The sequence below is a fragment of the Opitutia bacterium ISCC 52 genome, from assembly GCA_014529675.2.
Classification (GTDB): domain Bacteria; phylum Verrucomicrobiota; class Verrucomicrobiia; order Opitutales; family UBA2995; genus UBA2995.
Genome location: CP076040.1, coordinates 4,494,849 through 4,513,673 on the forward strand (window position 1 = coordinate 4,494,849; position 18,825 = coordinate 4,513,673).

The window sequence follows — 18,825 nt, forward strand, 5'->3', positions numbered from 1 at the left end:
TTCAATGGAGCCACAGGACACTTTTACAGCCTTATCAACACCACACGGTGAATCCGCTTTAGGGGTAATTCGCTGCAGCGGTTCCTTATGTACGGATCTGATTCATTCCATATTTGGTAAAGAGTCCCCCACCCCTAGACATGCCTACTACGCAAATTACACTGATTTAGAGGGAAACTTTCTCGATCAGGTTGTTTATTCCTATTTTGAAAAGGATGCTTCATACACGGGTGATCCCATGCTTGAAATATCATGCCACGGTAATCCATTTATCCTGCAACATGTCCTAAAAGATCTAGTTACACGAGGATGCAGACATGCGCTTCCGGGAGAATTTACCCAAACCGCATTTATGAATGGCAAACTGGACCTCAGCCAAGCTGAGGCAGTCATTGACCTTATAAAGGCTAGAACGGAGTTGTCCTTTAAAGCCGCATCCAATCAGCTACAAGGAAGCTTAAGCAGACGAATAAACAATTTAGTCGAAGATCTCCTTCAAATTGTAGCCGAAATCGAAGCTTATATTGATTTTCCCGAAGAAGACCTACCGGCCGAAGGAGAAAATGCACCTAAGCAAAAAATTGAAAGTTTGATCGATCAAATTACATCTCTATCTGAAACAGCCCAAACCGGGATTTATTTAAGAGAGGGTGTTAAGGCAATTATCATTGGAGAACCCAATGCAGGTAAGAGCAGCTTGATGAATTGTTTATTGAATGAATCAAGAGCCATTGTTAGTGATCGGCCAGGAACAACTCGTGATTATATTGAAGCTTCGTTTTTCGTAAAACCCTATCGTATTAACATTATTGATACGGCAGGTATCCATGAGACAGAAGACAGCATCGAACAAGAAGGCATTCATAAAACCCTGGAGCAGATAGCTTTAAGCGACATCATTCTACTAACTATCGATTCATCGGCTCCCCCACCCTCTTTCGACTTGGATGTATTCAACCTTTTGATACCTGGAAAAACAATAGTCATTAAGAACAAATCCGATTTGCCAGAACACACCTGTCAGGACGATCAATTTGAATCCTTCAGAAACGTGAGTGTATCAGCCACTGAACAAACTGGTACCGAAAATCTCCGTAATGCTATTGCAGATCTGTTAGGTGAGCCAAAAATATCAAACCAGGGAGATGTAGTTGCGGTGAGCGCTCGTCACAACGCAGCACTTGAAATAGCAAAAAGCGAATTAAAAACTGCCTCCAATTTACTCCAGCTAGAGGAACCAGCTGAACTGGTGGCCAATCATCTGCGGGAAGCGATGACAAATCTTGAAGCTATTGTTGGCCGGATCGACAATGAACGCATGTTGGATAAACTTTTTGCCAGCTTTTGTATTGGTAAGTAGATGGTCATCAGCAATAAGAAACCTTTTGATGTCATAGTGTGCGGTGCTGGCCATGCAGGCGTTGAAGCTGGCCTGGCTGCGGCAAGAATGGGTGCCTCTACCCTACTCCTTAGTGGTAATATCGATACCATTGGTGCCATGAGTTGTAACCCAGCTATTGGTGGCCAGGCTAAAGGACACATTGTCAGGGAAATCGATGCCTTGGGTGGTGAGATGGGCGTGAATGCAGACACAACTGGAATTCAATTTCGATTACTCAACGCATCTAAAGGCGTTTCTGTTCAAGCGCCAAGAGTCCAATCAGATAAGAAAGCTTACCAATTCAGGTTAAAGCACACCCTAGAACACCAGCAAAACCTAACTTTATTTCAGGCCACCGTTACCGGTCTCATATTTAAAGGTGATCGCGTGGTTGGTTGTAATACCAATCTAGGAATAGAGTTTTTCGCTCACAGTGTGGTGGTCACAACCGGAACTTTCCTTCGTGGACTCATGCATGTTGGCAAAAAAACCAACAAAGGCGGCCGTATGGGCGACTTTAGCGCGGAATCGCTTTCAGATAGCTTTATTCAAGCAGGTATTGAGCTAGAGCGCTTAAAAACGGGAACTCCGCCTAGAATACTTGGCAGATCCATTGATTTTTCAGTATTGGACGAACAACCTGGTGATCCCGTACCCACTTTGTTTGGATTTTATGATACTCGTGACGAAACTGATATGTTCCACGTGGAACATCCAGGTGAAACAAAACTCGGATGGGCACCCGGCAAAGATCAAATATCGTGCTGGATCACCTATACATCGGAGAAAACACATGACCTAATACGCGATAACTTGCATCAATCAGCCATGTATTCAGGCGCAATTGAGGGCACGGGCCCAAGGTATTGCCCAAGCATTGAGGACAAAATTGTTAGATTTTGTGATCGGGATCGCCATAGACTGTTTCTTGAGCCTGAAGGCAGAAACACCAACGAATTCTATATAAATGGCCTTTCTACCAGTTTGCCGTTTACGATTCAGGAGGAAATGCTTGAAACCATTCCGGGATTAGAAAACGCCCAACTACTAAGGCCTGCATATGCCGTAGAATATGATTTTGCTCCTCCAACTCAACTTTATCCGTCATTAGAATCTAAACAGGTAGAAAATTTGTTTTTCGCTGGGCAAATTAACGGAACCTCCGGATATGAAGAGGCTGCTGGCCAAGGATTATTGGCTGGGGTAAATGCAGTAAAAAAGAGTAGGGGAGAAGAGGCTCTTATACTCGAACGCCATGAATCCTATATAGGAGTATTGATAGATGACCTGGTCACCAAGGGCACTTCCGAGCCCTATCGGATGTTTACAAGTCGTGCAGAACACAGGCTCCTGTTAAACCACGGCAGCGCTGAGATTCGATTGTCAAAGAAAGCAAAAGACTCAAATCTTATACCTGCAACACGTTGGGCCAAAATCAATTATAAAATCTCATCAATTGATGATTGGTCACATAAACTCGAAGCTCAAAAGACCAAGGGTGGTACTTTTGCAGAAGCAATACGCAGAAACGAGGCCGAGATTGAATTTCCAAAAGAGTTTTTAAGTGAGACACCGGAGATTCAATCTGAAGTACTCTACAGGCTCCGGTACAAGGGCTATCTCGAAAGAGAACTTCGATTGGTTGAACGCATGGCTTCGGTAGATAAAATCAAACTGCCAACCCCATATGATTATGTTAAGGTCCGAGGGCTGAGGAACGAAAGCGCGACAAAGCTAAATTCGATTCAACCGGTTACAATGGGCCAGGCAAAACGGATCAGTGGAGTAAATCCGTCAGACATTAGCATCCTTATGGTTTTACTGGAAGCGGGCAAACTGAAGTAATCACCAAATGTTATTGCCTCGCGCGCTTTCCTGATTTTTAGCCTATGGGTAAAAATAGGGAGTTAAGTCATGAACTACAGTAATAGTAGAATTTTAGTGGTTGACGATGAGGAGGATGTGACCGAGTTGATAAGTTATCACCTTGGTGCTGAAGGGCTTACAGTCCAAACTATCAACGACCCCACATTAATAATTGGGATTGGAAGAGACTTTCGCCCTGATCTGTTTATCCTCGATATAATGATGCCAGGCATAGACGGGATTCAGATCTGCCGTATGATTCGAGCAGATAGTAAGCTAAAGGACGTACCAGTTGTGTTCTTGACTGCAAAATCCGAGGATGAAGATAAAATTGTCGGCTGGGAGACAGGAGCGGATGATTACATATGCAAACCCTTTAACATTAAGGAGTTAGTTCTACGAGTAAAAGCCATCCTCAAACGGACCCAAAGGAAAGATCCTGCTCCTTCCACCAAAACTTTCAATATTCGTGGAGTATCCCTGGATGAAGAGCAATTCCTACTGACCGTTGACGGTAAGCCAGTAGAACTCACAGCTACGGAATTTAAGCTACTCAAAATTTTAATTGATAGGAAGGGTAAGGTTCAAACCCGAGAGAATCTCCTTACGAGTGTTTGGAATTACGAAAGTGACACCGAAACCCGAACAGTGGATACCCATATTCGAAGATTGCGGGAAAAGCTTGGTAACCAAGCAGATATAATAGAAACAATTCGTGGGATAGGCTACAAGGTCGCTGAAGTTTAAACAATGGATGTGTTTGTCATCCTAGCCTTGTCTGCAGCGCTCATCTATTTTCTTAGACAATACCTGCTCTACAGAAATTACGTAAAGCACCTTGAGGCCTCTCTGAAGGCCCGTCAAAGTTACTTGCATGAAGGCGAAAACGAGACTCGCAAATCCAAATACATGCGGCGCCTCACAAAGAGACTGAACAAGCTGATCTTAGAGAATTCAAATCTCAATAGGGCCAGAACCAGTCACAGTGAACAACTTGAAGCTACTCTTGAAAACATGGGAGAGGGAGTAGTCATTCTTGACGGTAGTAATCGCATCCTAATGGCTAACAAGGCCTTAAGAACCTCCTTTAATAGCTGGATTGGTTCTCAAGAAATTACAGGTCAGCGACTCGAGGTATTGTTCTCCAACTCAGGTCTTCTAACAATCATTGACCAAATAAAGGCAAACGGGTCAATCGAACCTGCCGAAATTGAATTTATTCAATCCAACGAAAAACGCTGGGTGCGAGTATCAGGGGCCAAGGCCAAAGCTGATAGGCCGGACGCTGAAGACCTAATCTTGCTGGTTTTCTACGAGATCACACAAGGCAAAGAGCAAGACACTATCCGACGAGAATTTGTAGCCAACGTTTCTCACGAGCTTCGAACACCTGTAACGATCATAAAGGGATATGCTGATACCCTTAATAAGGATAGCGAAACGATGCCCGCAGAGCTTAGGATGAGGTTCTTGGGCAAACTTCAGAAAAATGCCGATCGCATGAACGATCTATTGGAAGATTTACTATCGCTAGCCAAGATTGAATCGGCAGAAGCTGGTGCTGTAAAAGAGCCAGTAGGTCTTAATGCTCTGATCAACCATGTTTTATCCATATACAGCGACCGATTCCAGAACCACGGGATGCAAGTGGCGCTCGAACTGCCTGAAGAAGAGATTGAAGTGCAAGCTGATCCTAGCAAATTGGAACAAGTGCTGGAAAATCTTCTAAACAATGCGACCAAATACACGCCCCATGGCACCGCCCTGAAAATCGGAACTCAACTTGATAACAACACAGCACTCATTTGGGTCGAAGACGATGGGAATGGCGTACCAGAAGAAGACCTGCCCAGAATATTTGAACGATTCTACCGAGTTGAAAAGGGAAGATCCCGGAACCAAGGCGGAACAGGCCTTGGGCTTAGTATTGTAAAACGAATCGCCGCTCTTTACCGTGGAACGGTTGAGGCTGAAAACGTGAAGGGTGGGGGACTGCGAATTCAGATCAGCCTGCCGATCAATGATGAATGACAAAACTATTTATACACTCCACCGATCCTGAGCTGGCCAAGCGAATGAAACCAGAGGTCTACCAAAAGATTCTGGAGAAGCGTGAAGCCCTGAAGAAGACCTTAGACGAGAAGCTGGCAAACACAGATACAATTACTCTGGAGATCGGGTGCGGGCACGGACATTTCCTGAGCGCTTACGGAGAAGCTTTTCACAATGAAACTTGTATCGGGATCGATGTAAACAAGGGCAGAATCTACAAAGCTCTAAGAAAGGCTGATCGCGCGATGCTGGAAAATGTAGCGTTTTATGACTGCGACAGCATGGAATTTCTAGCGCTTTTGCCAGAACATGTGCGAATCGCTAAAACCTGGATCTTGTACCCGGATCCTTGGCCAAAAAAAAGGCACTTCAAGAATCGCATCGTCCAAACAGACTTCCTGAACCAACTCGCCGACAAAGCCGCGAAAGCCTGCCAACTATTTCTACGATCTGACTACCAGCCCTATCTTGAGTGGACTCAAGAGTTGATCGGGGAATCCAAACGTTGGCAGCTGGAGGAAAATTTTAATTGGCCCGAAGTAGCCGTAACCGTTTTTCAGGAGCTCACAAAAAACAAGCACTACTCGCTTGCAGCTGTATTAAACCCAGCGAAATAAGGTCATCAGGGCAAACTGCCCCAGGATCGCGATCGCGATGAGCAACCCCACCGAGAAGGAAAAAGTGCTGAAGCGAAGTCCTCTGGAACCTGGCTCCGCTTTAAACAAAGTACCTCTTTTGGACTCTGCCTTTTGGACAGAGGCAGTCGATTTCAGCTTCTTGCTCTTGTAAATCGAGCCGGTCAGATCACGTGGTTGGGGCATGCATGGGTTAAGAAATACTAATATTTACAATAGGATTAATCGTCAGAATGCTTCGATGCAGTCAAGATTCTCTGATTTTTAAATGCAGATTCTCATTTTTTGGAAATGGGGGTTGACGCCGATTCAGAGATTCTTCAATTCAGGTGACTTTTTAAGCTGTCTGATATGACACTTATGAGACTTTATCCGCACCTTACCACCCAAAGACTCCTTCAAACTGGAGCCATCCTAGGAGCCTTTTCACTGGCCACGACCAACGTTCAGGCCGCAGTGAGCCCAAAGGCAACTGAGATCACCAGTTTGTTTGGACTCCCGATCACCAACGCGATGATTACCAGCTGGGTTTTATCCGTGCTGTTTATTCTCGTTATCCGAGCTATGGTGAAAAAGCCTCAACTGATTCCCACGAAAGGACAGTATGTGGTAGAGACCTTAGTGGAAGGAGTACAAGGGCTCATTGAACCCATCGTCGGCAAACACCTCGTAAAACCTACCTTTCCACTGCTCGTGGGTTTTTTCACATTTATTCTGCTGCACAACTGGAGTGGGTTACTTCCGGGAGTCGGTACGATCGGCACGGTAGCAGACGACGGCCACTTCAACTATTTCATTCGACCCGCGAACGCGGATCTCAATATGACCCTGGCACTCGCCCTGGTTCACTTTGCCGCCTGGATCTATTTTGTCATGCGCTATGCCGGCCCGAAGGTGCTAATCTTCGACTTGTTCGGCAACAAGGCTGAACGCAAGGAGACACCCACCATCTTATTCTACTTTCTGACACTCGTGTTCCTGATGGTCGGAGTGATCGAAGTCATCTCCATTGTATTCAGAAACGTGTCTCTTCCCTTCCGTTTGTTCGGAAATGTATTTGGGGGAGAAAACTTGCTGCACAGCATGACCGGACTGGTTGGCTGGGTCGTTCCCGTACCTTTCTATTTCCTGGAGCTCCTGATCGGTTTTGTCCAGGCACTCGTTTTCACACTACTCGTGTCCGTCTATATTGGATTGATCTGCAACCATGATTCGGAGGAACACGCTCATTAAATTCTAAACCCTTTCTTGGTCTTACCAGCCAGTCGCAAGACGCCGATGTTGGGAGCCACGAACACAGTTAAAAACAAATCCAAAGAAATATGATCGAAGTAATCGCTGAAATAACAGGAAGTATTCAAGGAGCCCTGGGATGCCTAGGTGCAGCAATCGGGGTAGGCCTCGTAGGTGCAAAAGCAGCTGAGAGCGTTGGGCGCAATCCTGGCGCATCCGGTAAAATTCTGGTTCAGGCCATTATCGGTATGGCTCTCGCAGAAGCGGTAGCCTTCTACGCTATCTTCCTATAATAAACTCTTTAGAGGTGTGGCTCCTCTGAGCCACACCTTATCCTGAAAATGTTGGACAACCTTTTATATATAGCTGCAACAGAGGCCTCCACCGGAGGCGAATCGGGCATCGTCGTACTGTTCGACAAATTCGGGCTCGACGCCAGGTTCCTCATCGCCCAGATCATCAACTTCGTCATCGTTGCAGCGATCCTTTATAAATTTGCCTTCAAGCCTGTCTTGGCGACCATCGAGGAGCGTCAGAAGACCATCGCAGACGGGCTAGAATTTTCCGAAGAAGCCAAAGCGAAACTGGCAGACTCCGAGCAGCAACACGCAGCAACACTACAAAAAGCTCAGCAAGAAGCCCAGGCGATCCTCGCTGAAGCTCGCAACAATGCAAAGGCGCTAACCGACAAGCAGGCTGAAGAAACATCAGCTCGTACTGAGGAGATGATCAACAAGGCCAAGCAGGCCATCGACCTCGAGCGCAAGAAAATGCTCACCGAGGTTCGCGAAGAAGTCACCCGCCTGGTAGTGGATACAACTTCAAAAATCCTCAGTAAGGAACTTTCAGAGGATGAAAAATCGCGTTTCAGCAAATCAGCAACTGAAGAGCTCACAAGCGTAGGTTCATAAAGTGGATAAAGACGCATCACTCAAACAGTTTGCCAAGAAGCTTGCAGAGTTGTCTCAAGACAACGGTCTCGTTTCATCTGAGAAGGTGGCCGCAGTACTCGAAGCGCTGCGAAACAAACCACCACGCAAACCAAAAACAGTTCTCAAGCACTACCTCTTTTATATAAAGCAGGCCGCAAACCGTAGTAATGCGGTTATTGAGTATGCAGGACAAATCAACGAGGCAGGCATTGCATCCATCCAACAGCACCTTTCCCAGAATTATAATCGCACCATCACTACTAGCACAGTAGAAAACGCAGACCTCATCGCAGGTTTCCGAATTTCCATCGGAGACGATATCTTCGATGCCTCTGTGGCTGGTCGCCTCGACAACCTCGCACAATCAGTACGATAACATTTTAGAAGACCCATGAGCTCGATAATAGAACAAATCGAACAGGAGATCGCCAAACTCGAAACGGCGACCATTAAAAAGAACACCGGAAATATCGTCATGGTAGGGGACGGTGTTGCAAAAGTAGATGGCCTTTCCGAGGTCATGTACAACGAGATGATTGAGTTTCCCGGTGGCCTGACCGGAATCGCGCTTAACCTCGAAGAAGAGGAAGTCGGTTGCGTGGTTCTCGGAGACACCAGTCACTTGAAAGAGGGAGACGAGGTAAACACTACCGGACGACTACTCTCGGTGCCAGTCGGTAAAGGATTACTCGGACGTGTCGTTGACGCACTGGGTGAGCCCGTGGACGGCAAAGGCCCCATCGAAGCGACTGAATTTAATCCTCTCGAAAAAATTGCTCCCGGTATTCTACCACGTCAATCGGTAGACCAACCGCTTCAAACAGGAATCATGCCTATCGATGCGATGATTCCTATCGGCCGTGGTCAACGTGAGCTTATCATTGGTGACCGCCAAACGGGTAAGACAACGATCGCTATTGATACCATTATCAATCAGTCGAAGATCAACAACCAGCACAAGAATGAGGACGGCACCTTCCCAGAAGACTTCCGCCCCGTTTATAGCATCTATGTTGCGGTTGGTCAGAAGAATTCAAATATCGCGCGGACCATCGGTGTCTTGGAAAAAGCAGGCGCGATGGAGTATACCATCCTGGTAACAGCACCTGCAGCCGATAATCCCGCCAACCAATACCTGGCTCCTTACGGTGGAACCGCTATGGGCGAGTGGTTCATGCAAAACGGCATGGATGCGTTGATCATATATGATGATCTTTCCAAACAAGCCGTTGCATACCGCCAAATCTCCTTGGTTCTAAAACGTCCTTCTGGTCGTGAAGCATATCCCGGTGATGTTTTCTACCTTCACTCACGTTTGCTCGAGCGTTCTGCTCGTTTGAACAAAGAGAACGGAGGAGGATCACTTACAGCATTGCCCATTATTGAGACCCAGGCCGGTGACGTATCTGCCTACATTCCGACCAACGTGATTTCTATCACCGACGGACAGATCTTCCTGGAAACCGATTTATTCAACCAAGGTATCCGTCCTGCGATTTCGGTAGGACTATCCGTTTCCCGAGTAGGATCAGCAGCCCAGATTAAAGCGATTAAGCAAGTAGCGGGCTCCGTGAAACTTGAGCTAGCACAGTTCCGCGAACTCCAGGCCTTCGCCCAGTTTGGATCTGATCTCGACGCCAAGACCAAAGCACAGCTCGATCGCGGTTCTCGCATTGTGGAACTCTTCAAGCAACCTGCCTTCTCTCCGAAAACAGCAGAAGTCCAAGTAGCTCTCATGTGGGCCGTGCAAAACGGTTACGTAGACACAATCGAAGTAGCTAACGTTCAAACAGCTATGGATGATCTGGAAGAAAACCTTACATCAGCAAAGGCAGATCTGCTCGCAAGCATCCGCCGTGAAAAGAAACTCTCAGACGAATTGACCGCTGAACTGAAATCAGCAATCGAGTCCTGGCAAGCTGGATACGCTAGCTAAGCTTCCAAATGGCTAATTTACGCGACATCAGACGCCGAATAAAATCGGTCAAAAACACCTCCCAGATTACTCGGGCGATGCAGCTGGTGGCGGCTTCAAAAATGAAGCGCGCTCAAGACGCTGCCTTAGCAGGTCGTCCCTACGCACAGCTTCTTGCCAGAATCATGGGGCCAGTCGCAAATGGCGTATTGGGATTCACGCATCCATTTCTTGAAGAACGTGAAGTGAAAAGTCGCGGGATAATACTCGTCAGCACAGACAAAGGCCTCTGTGGTGGTCTGAACGCCAATCTCTTCCGCGAAATCCCAGAAAAGTCTGAGTCGATTAAGTATATCACCGTAGGACGTAAAGCTGCACAATTTATTAGCCGATCCGGACGTGAGTTGATCGCCGACTTCTCCGTATCTGACAATACCACCTTCCCAGAAGTTAAATCGGTCATTGAATTTGCGATATCATCCTTCATGGATGACACCATTGATACACTGGAAGTACTATACTCCGGTTTCGTCAATACGCTCAAACAAGACCCACGTCTGGTACCACTATTACCACTCACAAGCATCGAGGACGCATTAAAGTCCTTGGGAATAGAAGAAGAGACCCAGGACGATCGGGAACTGAATTTCGAACCCGGCGTAGAAAAGATTCTTACCGCCTTACTACCTCTGTTTGTACGCCGGGAGTTCTTCAACATGGTTCGGGGAGCGAAAGCCTCTGAACATAGTGCCCGTATGGTGGCGATGAAATCTGCCACCGATAACGCCAACAATTTGGTGGATAGCTTAACACTTGATTACAACAAGGCACGTCAAGCAGCTATCACCCAGGAAATTCTAGAAATCGCAGCCGCAACCGCATCCAACGGATAAAACATTTAAAACAAGACATCCATGAGTAACACAGGAAAAATCGTTCAAGTCATTGGCGCCGTCGTCGATGTGCAATTTGAGCCGGGCAAGGTCCCTGAAATTTATCAGGCTCTTGAGATCAATTTCAACGTAGGTGGAGAGAGCTCCAGCTTGATCGTTGAGATTCAGCAACACTTGGGTGATGCCGTAGTAAGAGCGGTGGCCATGTCCTCGACTGAAGGTCTTGTAAGAGGTATGGAAGTCATCGATACAGGGGCTCCTATCTCAGTTCCTGTGGGTGAAGGCGTTCTCGGTCGTATCTTCGACGTTACCGGTACTGCGGTTGATGGCAAAGGTGAGGTGAAGGCTGACAAGCATTACCCGATTCACCGTCAGGCTCCAGCACTGGTCGATCAAAGCACCGAAGCTGAAATTTTAGAAACCGGTATCAAGGTTATCGATTTGATCTGTCCCTTTATTAAGGGTGGTAAAGTGGGAGCCTTCGGTGGTGCAGGTGTTGGTAAGACCGTGATCATCATGGAGCTCATCAATAACATTGCGAAAGCTTATGGTGGATACTCCATCTTTTGCGGAGTAGGGGAGCGTTCACGTGAAGGGAATGACCTCTACCACGAAATGTCAGACGCGAAAGTGATCGATCAGGAAAACCTCGCGAATTCCAAAGTAGCGCTTTGTTACGGTCAGATGAACGAACCACCCGGTGCTCGCATGCGTGTAGCTCTGTCTGGACTTTCCATGGCTGAGTATTTTCGCGACGAGAAGAACCTGGATGTATTGCTCTTCGTTGATAACATTTTCCGATTCTCCCAAGCAGGTTCTGAAGTATCCGCACTTCTTGGACGCTCACCATCTGCTGTAGGTTACCAGCCAACCTTGGCTCAGGAAATGGGTATTCTTCAGGAACGTATTACGTCTACCAAGAATGGTTCCATCACCTCATTCCAGGCCGTATATGTTCCTGCCGATGATTTGACTGACCCTGCTCCAGCGAACACCTTCGCTCACCTGGACTCTACCATCGTTCTTGAACGCCGAATTGCAGAGCTAGGTATTTACCCAGCGGTTGAGCCACTTGATTCAAGTTCCACTGCGTTGGACCCAGCCGTCGTTGGTGAAGATCACTACCAGGTTGCACGGGGAGTACAAGACGTGCTTCAACGCTACAAAGACCTGCAGGATATCATCGCGATTCTAGGCCTGGACGAATTGAGCCCGGAAGATAAGCAAACCGTATTCCGTGCACGTAAGATCCAGAAATTCCTGTCGCAGCCATTCCACGTGGCGGAAGTCTTCACAGGATTCGCCGGTAAATATGTTTCTACTGAAGAAACCGTTAAAGGATTCAAAATGATCCTCGACGGAGAGCTCGATCACATTGCTGAGAACGACTTCTACATGAAGGGTTCTATTGAGGAAGTAATTGCAGCTTCTGAAGGCGGAGAATAATCATGTCCATCAAACTCGAGATCGTAACACCCGTAGAAAAAGTCTACAGTGAGACTGTAGACTCTGTGGTGTTGCCCACATCCTCAGGTGAAGTAGGTATTCTTCCGGGTCACATCCCGCTGATTACTGAAATCCTGGCAGGTGAATTGGCAGTCACCAAAGAAGGTGCTTTAGACTTGCTCGCTGTGGATAATGGTTTTGCCGAAGTCATCGGAGACACGGTCTCTGTTCTAACGGAAGCAGCAGTAGATATCGAGGACATCGACCTTGCATCTGTCGAAGAAGCAAAACGCCGCGCAGAAGAGGCTCTTAAAGAAGCTGAGGGACAGGATTTGGATCCAGACGAGATCCTTGCTCTGGAAGCGAAGGTGCGTTTCGCACTGGTTCAGCAGCTAGCTAAAAACAAAGGCAAGTAGAACTAACTACCCTTTGTTATCTTGTGAGAAAAGGATCATATCCTTTTCCAAAGAATTATTTCTAGCAGATAAGATTCCGAAAGTCTTCGAAATCGCCGCGGAACCCATTGGGAATTCCCTTGGTTATTACGGCGACTGCATCGTGTGAATGCAGGGATTCAAGGTGTGCAATCGATACCTGAAAATCGACAATCTCTTCCACCGTATCGAGTCCTTCATAGACGAGTCGTGCGGCATCTTCTACAAATTTTATGTAGGCACCGTTGAGCTCTGCAAAAGCCTGCTCATCTTCTCGACGCACCATAACTTGCGTCTCGGTCTTCAGGGCATTTGCACAATGCGAAACCAAATCTTCGATAGGGAGATCCACACCCTCAGCAAGCTCAGCCAATATGCGAGCCTTGCTTCTTTGGGAATGAGGAATTCCGTAAGTGCCTCGCTCTTCACGAGCATGCTCTGAAAGCATATCTGAACAGGGACAAGCGGAGGAATAAACGAAGTCTACTTGTAGGTTTCGATGAAAGTGACCGTCAGCACTCATCACTCCTTCCATCATTACCTGGTAATACTGAAATCCAGCCAGCTCACTTCGTAAACTGGTTTGAGAGATGGGGTAGTTGAAAAACAGTTTTAACCGAGCATCCTGGCTGCTCAGACGATCCAGATAGGTACGAAGGATCTTCTCAATTTCATTCCAACTGAACACGTCGTCTTTGAACTCATAAAAGACTCGGAGAATACGGGACATATTAATACCCTTATTGTCCTTAGCCAAAGAAACGGTGCCCGTGACACTCGTTTCCAAATTTATCACTCCGCCATCCTTGGTTCTAAAATTCAGCGGCAATTTAAAGTTGGATATACCAACCTGGTTGATCGCCACCTTTGCACCCGAGATATAATCAGAGTGGGCATTCTGTATATCCGGCAAAGATTCCCGGTACTCCTCACTCGACTGAAACGTTTCGTCATAGTCACGACTTGGTTTCGAGTGGGAATCTGGAAAAGGATTACTCATAAATGTCTTAGGCTTTACTGGGCTTGGTCGAAAATTAGCCGGAAACCTTGCGAGTTAAAACCAGTTAGGTCAATGGATTTACTTCAATCCCAATATCATCAAATCGTTGCCACAAGATCTTCGTTTCAATCATCCAAGTCTTAATAATCGAGGACGAAACTCTAGGTTCATTAGATGAGTATATATAAAGTAAGAAAATTTTATTAATTGAAGAGGGACCGCATTCTCTATTCGACAAACGAGAGCACAATGCAATAAATGATGGGTAATCAAAGGGTGCCCAAGCCTCTAAAACTCCATTTTATTAACGTCGACCCAAATATTGAGGATGAAAAGGATTACTATATCCAATCGGTTGGCTCTCAATCAGAGTACCTAGTTGCTTGCGACGATCCAGAAGAAGCAGACTGGATTTTGATTACAGACTTTTCGGAGCCCTATCAATTTGGCCTAGTTCATAAACTAAAAGTGGTATCTGAATATCCCGAAAAGTCTATCATCGTCACCGAATGTGACCAACCCATCGAGATTTTGCCTGGCCTCTATTCAAGTGGGCTTAGTTCATGCAGAATCGGCCGTTTTATTGATGGTTGGCATTATCCTTGGTTAAATCGACGATTTCCCAATCAACAGATTCAAATCTCCAATGATGAAGCCATTTCCCAGAAAGACTTTCTTGCCACGTTTCTGGGATACCCATCTCACATCATCCGTCTTCGCCTTGTAAAATTGTTCGGGAGTTATCCCAATATGGATATTACAGTTACAAAGGACTATCATCACTTTGAAGAGAACGACGATCTGGATTCCGAAACCGCCCAAAAGCGATATGTGAACATGATTCGAAAGAGTCACTTTAGCATCTGCCCCAGGGGACGTGGTCCTTCATCTATGCGATTGTTTGATTCGATGCGTTTTGGAGTAGCTCCAGTCATCATTTCCGATGAGTGGGTCAAACCTTCTTTCGTGGACTGGGACTCTTGCTCCTTACGCATTAAAGAGAAGCGTCTATCTGAACTTCACCATATATTGGAGGAGCATAAAGAAGACAGTTTGGAAATGGGCCGAAACGCTCGAACCATTTACGAAAACTATTTCGCCGATGAGTGTCTTCCAAAGACTTTAAGAAGTGCGTTGGACCAAATGACCTTGTCACTGACCACGCCGCCGAATGTGTCTCCACTTATCATACTCATTACCAGGCTAAATAGGCTGGTATCCTTTAAAACGGCCTTCTACAAAGCGGTTCTCTACAATCGGATCAACAGGATCTAAAACCGATTGTATTCTTTCATCTCATAGAATGGTGGGCCCTCTCGGACTTGAACCGAGGACCAAACGATTATGAGTCGTTTGCTCTAACCAACTGAGCTAAAGGCCCAAAAAAGAGCGAGCATTGGAACGAATGCAGTATCGCTAGTCAATCCTACGCTGTCTAATATTTGGGTATAAGAAAACTCTGGTGGTACTCAGTGAAATTTATCAATATTGGGGTTGTTCGAGGATCACTCCTTAAAGCCTGATGAATGGTGGAAGGAAGCGATACAGCGTATGGAGACTTTGAATAAAGAGGCTATAGAGCTGCTCATTGTAGGGCTGGTTTTATTGGGCGTTTTTATCGCCTTTATGAAGGATTGGGCGACTCCCGATATTATAGCGATGTCCGGTTTATTCGCTGTAGTTGTGACGGGCATATTGGGTCCAACTGACATGCTGAAGGTATTCAGTAATCCGGCTCCTCTGACCATAGGAGCGATGTTTGTTCTGAGTAGCGCTCTGGAGAAAACCGGAGTAATCGATCAGCTAGGCCAGGTGTTTATCAAGTTAGCCGGTCAGAACGAGATTCGAGCCCTTATTGTTTTAATGATCATGGCAGCGGGTCTGTCAGCATTCGTAAACAACACCCCCGTGGTGGTTATTTTCCTGCCCCTCATTATCGGACTCGCTAGAACCACGGACCTCAAAGCCTCTCGTCTCCTCATTCCATTGTCATTCGCAGGTATACTTGGAGGAACCTGCACGTTGATTGGCTCTTCTACGAATTTGCTAATAGACGGTATGACTCAGCAATTTGGAATGGCCCCATTCGGCTTGTTCGAATTCAGCAAACTAGGCATTCTTTATGCCTTCGCGGGTTTGTTATACTTGCTCCTGGTGGGAAGACACCTGCTTCCAAAACGCGAAACATTGGCGTCCATTCTGGATTTGAGCGAATCCCGGGAGTACTTATTGGCAGCGGTAATTGGCGAAGATTCAGTCCTCATTGGCAAAATGGTCCCTGATACCTCACTGGCCAAGATGAAGGAAGTCCGCATCATTGAGATTCAACGAAAAGGGGAACGTCTCATGGAAGGTCTGGACAAATTAGATCTAGCGAAAGGGGATCGGCTGCTTCTAAAAGTTCATTCTTCCCACGTGCAAAATTTGAAAGAGCTCAAAGGGATTGAATTTCCAGCGAATGATGAGGCCGACCTTGGATTGGTGAACCTCGAACTCCGCGAAGCTCGGATACTAGAAGGGATTATTGGACCTCACTCCTCCATGATTGGAAAATCAATCTCTCAAATGAATTTCCGCCAAAAGTACGGCGCCATCATACTTGCCGTTCATCGCCAAGGAGAAAACCTGCAGGCCAATTTTCAAAAGCTCAAACTCGCGTTTGGTGACACCCTTTTAGTTGAAGGGCCAGCGGAGGGAATTAATCGCCTGTAGGAAGAAAAGGATTTCGTCAGTTTGACCGAATCGAAACAGAGGAAGTTTCGCCAGAGACGTGCCCCCATTGCCATTGCTGTTCTTGTGTTGGTTGTAGTAATGGCAGCATTCAAAGTAATGCCAATTGCAGCACTGGCATTACTTGCCGCCGTCTTAGTAATAATGTGCGGATGCCTATCACCTGAAGATGCTTACCAAGCAATCGATTGGAAAATTCTGTTTCTTATATTTGGGATGTTAGCTATTGGGTTTGCCGTTGAGGAGACGGGCGGCGCGAAGCTGATTGCTGAAGGTGTCCTCAATGTAGTAGGGGACTTACATCCAATGGTCATAATATCCATAATTTATCTAATGACGGTAATTATCACAGAGTTAATATCCAACAACGCCACCGCCGTCCTGCTAACTCCATTGGTTGTGCAGATGGCAAATCAAATGGACTTGGATGCCAAGCCTTTGGTTGTTGCCGTCATGTTTGGAGCAAGTGCCTGTTTTGCTACGCCAATCGGTTATCAAACGAACACTTACGTCTACGGCGCTGGAGGCTACAAATTCAGTGACTTCCCGAAGGTGGGCCTATTGCTGAACGTGATTCTTTGGATGGTTGCCACCTTGGCTATCCCATGGTTGTTTCCTTTTGGAAGCCCAAGCTAAATAGGGAGTGCTTAGTCCTTCATGTGACTACCTGTCTCAAAGTCACTGGCAAACTGATCACTCAGACTTTTCCATACTGAAGACAATTCATGTAGCTTCCCTTGCTGCTTAGTAGCCAAATCATGTAACTCAGCCCGATCATTGGCCATGTTATAGAGCTCCCACCGTTCCTCATTGTCTCGTCGTGTTACCGCCTTCCAATTCCCCTGACGAACGGCCCGGTTTCCGGAATGAGCCCAAAATATAAATCGATCAGACCATTCAGCCTGCTCTTGAAAAATAGGCACCAAACTTCGTCCAGGTAGGAAAGGTCCCTTTACTGGAGTAGGAGCCTGAGCTCCTGCGAGGTCCAAAATAGTGGGATAAAGATCGATGAAATGCGCTGGTGTGTGGCGGAGCTCTCCACGTGCCTGGATGCCCTTAGGCCAACTGACAACCATGGGTGATGAAATGCCACCTTCATGATTCCAGTGTTTGTGGAAGGAAAAAGGGGTGTTCGCAGCTGTTGACCAACCAGGACCAAGTCCAAGATAGGAACCTGCCGATCCCAATGGAGCAGCTGGATCGTGCCTGTCACCGCGGTTCATCATTTCTCCACTGGCGCCATTGTCGGATAAAAAGATAAATACCGTGTTGTCCGATTCTCCCATGTGTTTCACCTGGGCCATCACTCGTCCAATCTCCTGATCCATGCGATCAATCATGGCGGCATGGATCGCCATCTTGGTCGCCTGGAAACGTTGTTGCTCATCGGTCAAATCCTCCCAGGGAAGGGCGTAGGCGACTTCACCCGGATGGATTTGAGAAACCAGGTCCTCTTCAGAAAGGTTCCAAGGTGGAAAAATGTCCTCCCTTCGCTCAGCCAATCCGGAATCAACCAAACCCATAGAGGTCAACCGAGACCACCGCTCCTTCCTGACCACATCCCAGCCTGTTAAATAAGCATCCTTATATTTCTCGATATCCTCCAGAAGCGCGTGAAGCGGAAAGTGGGGCGCGAAGAATGCCAGGTAGAGAAAAAAGGGCTGATCAGCGGTGTCAGCAGCATGGTCTTTCAGAAATTCAATCGCGTAATCAGCTTTGGCCACGGTGGAGTAGAAGCCCGTATCACGTTCAATTGCTGGCTGCTGCTCGTCGTCCACCCAGACCCTTTTTGGACTAAAAAACCGATCCTGGTCTCCCAGATAATAGGATCGGTCAAAACCGCTCACGGCTGGATCTGCCGGCATGCCCTTGAGATGCCACTTGCCAGAATGATAGTTGCGATAACCCGCTTCCTTTAAGCGTAACGGAAGCAACCGGCTCCAACTCGGCCATTCCTTACCTCTCCTCGGATCCATACCCACTTGTTGGGCATAATAGCCTGTCATCAAAACCGCACGGGATGGCCAGCAACGCCCGGTGGAATACATTTGCGAAAATCGTAACCCATTCTCCGCCAAGCTATCCAGCGTTGGCGTTTGAATCTCTCCTCCATAACAGCCTGCATCCGAAAAACCCATATCGTCCGCAAGCACCAGAACTATATTCGGCCGTGTTTCACCATTTAGGTTAAAGGAGAGGAGAGTAAGAATTACCGATAGGGGAAGCAGGCACCTTTTGAGCATAGCTATAAAAAACAAGAGGAATGCAATTTCATCAAGAGGGATGATTGTCTGTTGAAATATTCCGT

At 46.8% G+C, this 18,825-nt stretch carries 19 protein-coding genes and 1 tRNA gene; 16 read left to right on the forward strand and 4 right to left on the reverse strand.

Features of this window, described 5'->3' with window-relative positions; translation table 11 throughout:
- The first annotated feature begins 4 nt into the window (after positions 1-4).
- The 5 genes from mnmE (at position 5) to GA003_19425 (ending at position 5,916) form a co-directional block, all read left to right on the forward strand.
- Positions 5-1,360, forward strand: coding sequence for a tRNA uridine-5-carboxymethylaminomethyl(34) synthesis GTPase MnmE (gene mnmE / locus GA003_19405; GenBank protein ID QXD28140.1), 1,356 nt, complete (start codon positions 5-7; stop codon positions 1,358-1,360).
- Positions 1,361-3,226 carry a tRNA uridine-5-carboxymethylaminomethyl(34) synthesis enzyme MnmG gene (mnmG, locus tag GA003_19410; protein QXD28141.1) on the forward strand — a complete coding sequence of 622 codons (1,866 nt, stop codon included), beginning with the start codon at positions 1,361-1,363 and terminating at the stop codon, positions 3,224-3,226.
- A gap of 69 nt (positions 3,227-3,295) precedes the next feature.
- Positions 3,296-3,994, forward strand: coding sequence for a response regulator transcription factor (locus GA003_19415; GenBank protein QXD28142.1), 699 nt, complete (start codon positions 3,296-3,298; stop codon positions 3,992-3,994).
- 9 nt (positions 3,995-4,003) lie between these two features.
- Positions 4,004-5,278 (forward strand): hypothetical protein, encoded by a 1,275-nt coding sequence (locus GA003_19420; GenBank protein ID QXD28143.1) that lies wholly within the window; start codon positions 4,004-4,006, stop codon positions 5,276-5,278.
- Positions 5,275-5,916: a methyltransferase domain-containing protein gene (locus tag GA003_19425; GenBank protein ID QXD28144.1), complete on the forward strand. Its 642-nt coding sequence runs from the start codon at positions 5,275-5,277 to the stop codon at positions 5,914-5,916. Before GA003_19420 ends, GA003_19425 begins: the two co-directional genes overlap by 4 nt.
- On the opposite strand, the gene GA003_19430 is transcribed toward GA003_19425, so the two are convergent.
- The gene (locus GA003_19430; protein QXD28145.1) at positions 5,899-6,120 is read right to left on the reverse strand and encodes a hypothetical protein; all 222 of its coding nucleotides are present in this window, start codon (positions 6,118-6,120) and stop codon (positions 5,899-5,901) included. The genes GA003_19425 and GA003_19430 overlap by 18 nt on opposite strands.
- 327 nt (positions 6,121-6,447) lie before the next feature.
- Here GA003_19430 and GA003_19435 point away from each other — a divergent pair, with 327 nt between their 5' ends.
- The 8 genes from GA003_19435 (at position 6,448) to atpC (ending at position 12,769) form a co-directional block, all read left to right on the forward strand.
- Entirely contained in the window at positions 6,448-7,167 is a 720-nt protein-coding gene (locus tag GA003_19435) for a F0F1 ATP synthase subunit A (protein ID QXD30483.1), read from the forward strand.
- A gap of 89 nt (positions 7,168-7,256) precedes the next feature.
- Positions 7,257-7,460, forward strand: a complete 204-nt coding sequence (atpE, locus tag GA003_19440) for an ATP synthase F0 subunit C (protein ID QXD28146.1) — start codon at positions 7,257-7,259, stop codon at positions 7,458-7,460.
- Positions 7,461-7,508: 48 nt separating this feature from the next.
- Positions 7,509-8,078, forward strand: coding sequence for a F0F1 ATP synthase subunit B (atpF, locus tag GA003_19445; protein QXD28147.1), 570 nt, complete (start codon positions 7,509-7,511; stop codon positions 8,076-8,078).
- Between the two features lies 1 nt (position 8,079).
- Positions 8,080-8,475: a F0F1 ATP synthase subunit delta gene (locus GA003_19450; GenBank protein ID QXD28148.1), complete on the forward strand. Its 396-nt coding sequence runs from the start codon at positions 8,080-8,082 to the stop codon at positions 8,473-8,475.
- Between the two features lie 15 nt (positions 8,476-8,490).
- Positions 8,491-10,035, forward strand: coding sequence for a F0F1 ATP synthase subunit alpha (gene atpA, locus GA003_19455; protein ID QXD28149.1), 1,545 nt, complete (start codon positions 8,491-8,493; stop codon positions 10,033-10,035).
- Positions 10,036-10,043: 8 nt separating this feature from the next.
- Positions 10,044-10,907, forward strand: coding sequence for an ATP synthase F1 subunit gamma (gene atpG / locus GA003_19460; protein QXD28150.1), 864 nt, complete (start codon positions 10,044-10,046; stop codon positions 10,905-10,907).
- 21 nt (positions 10,908-10,928) lie between these two features.
- Positions 10,929-12,353, forward strand: a complete 1,425-nt coding sequence (atpD, locus tag GA003_19465) for a F0F1 ATP synthase subunit beta (GenBank protein ID QXD28151.1) — start codon at positions 10,929-10,931, stop codon at positions 12,351-12,353.
- A 2-nt stretch (positions 12,354-12,355) separates the two neighbouring features.
- Positions 12,356-12,769, forward strand: coding sequence for an ATP synthase F1 subunit epsilon (gene atpC, locus GA003_19470; protein ID QXD28152.1), 414 nt, complete (start codon positions 12,356-12,358; stop codon positions 12,767-12,769).
- Between the two features lie 61 nt (positions 12,770-12,830).
- Here atpC and GA003_19475 read toward each other — a convergent pair whose 3' ends face one another.
- The gene (locus GA003_19475) at positions 12,831-13,787 is read right to left on the reverse strand and encodes a GTP cyclohydrolase I FolE2 (protein QXD28153.1); all 957 of its coding nucleotides are present in this window, start codon (positions 13,785-13,787) and stop codon (positions 12,831-12,833) included.
- A gap of 276 nt (positions 13,788-14,063) precedes the next feature.
- On the opposite strand from GA003_19475, the gene GA003_19480 reads away from it, so the two are divergent.
- A complete protein-coding gene (locus GA003_19480; protein ID QXD28154.1) occupies positions 14,064-15,062 on the forward strand; it encodes a glycosyltransferase family 47 protein in 999 nt (332 codons plus the stop codon).
- A 29-nt stretch (positions 15,063-15,091) separates the two neighbouring features.
- Here GA003_19480 and GA003_19485 read toward each other — a convergent pair.
- Positions 15,092-15,168, reverse strand: a tRNA-Ile gene (locus GA003_19485).
- Positions 15,169-15,281: 113 nt separating this feature from the next.
- Here GA003_19485 and GA003_19490 point away from each other — a divergent pair.
- Entirely contained in the window at positions 15,282-16,499 is a 1,218-nt protein-coding gene (locus tag GA003_19490; protein QXD28155.1) for an SLC13 family permease, read from the forward strand.
- A 99-nt stretch (positions 16,500-16,598) separates the two neighbouring features.
- Complete coding sequence (locus tag GA003_19495) at positions 16,599-17,153, forward strand: anion permease (GenBank protein QXD28156.1); 555 nt, start codon at positions 16,599-16,601, stop codon at positions 17,151-17,153.
- Positions 17,154-17,164: 11 nt separating this feature from the next.
- Here GA003_19495 and GA003_19500 read toward each other — a convergent pair whose 3' ends face one another.
- A complete protein-coding gene (locus tag GA003_19500) occupies positions 17,165-18,760 on the reverse strand; it encodes an arylsulfatase (GenBank protein QXD28157.1) in 1,596 nt (531 codons plus the stop codon).
- Positions 18,761-18,825: the final 65 nt, after the last annotated feature.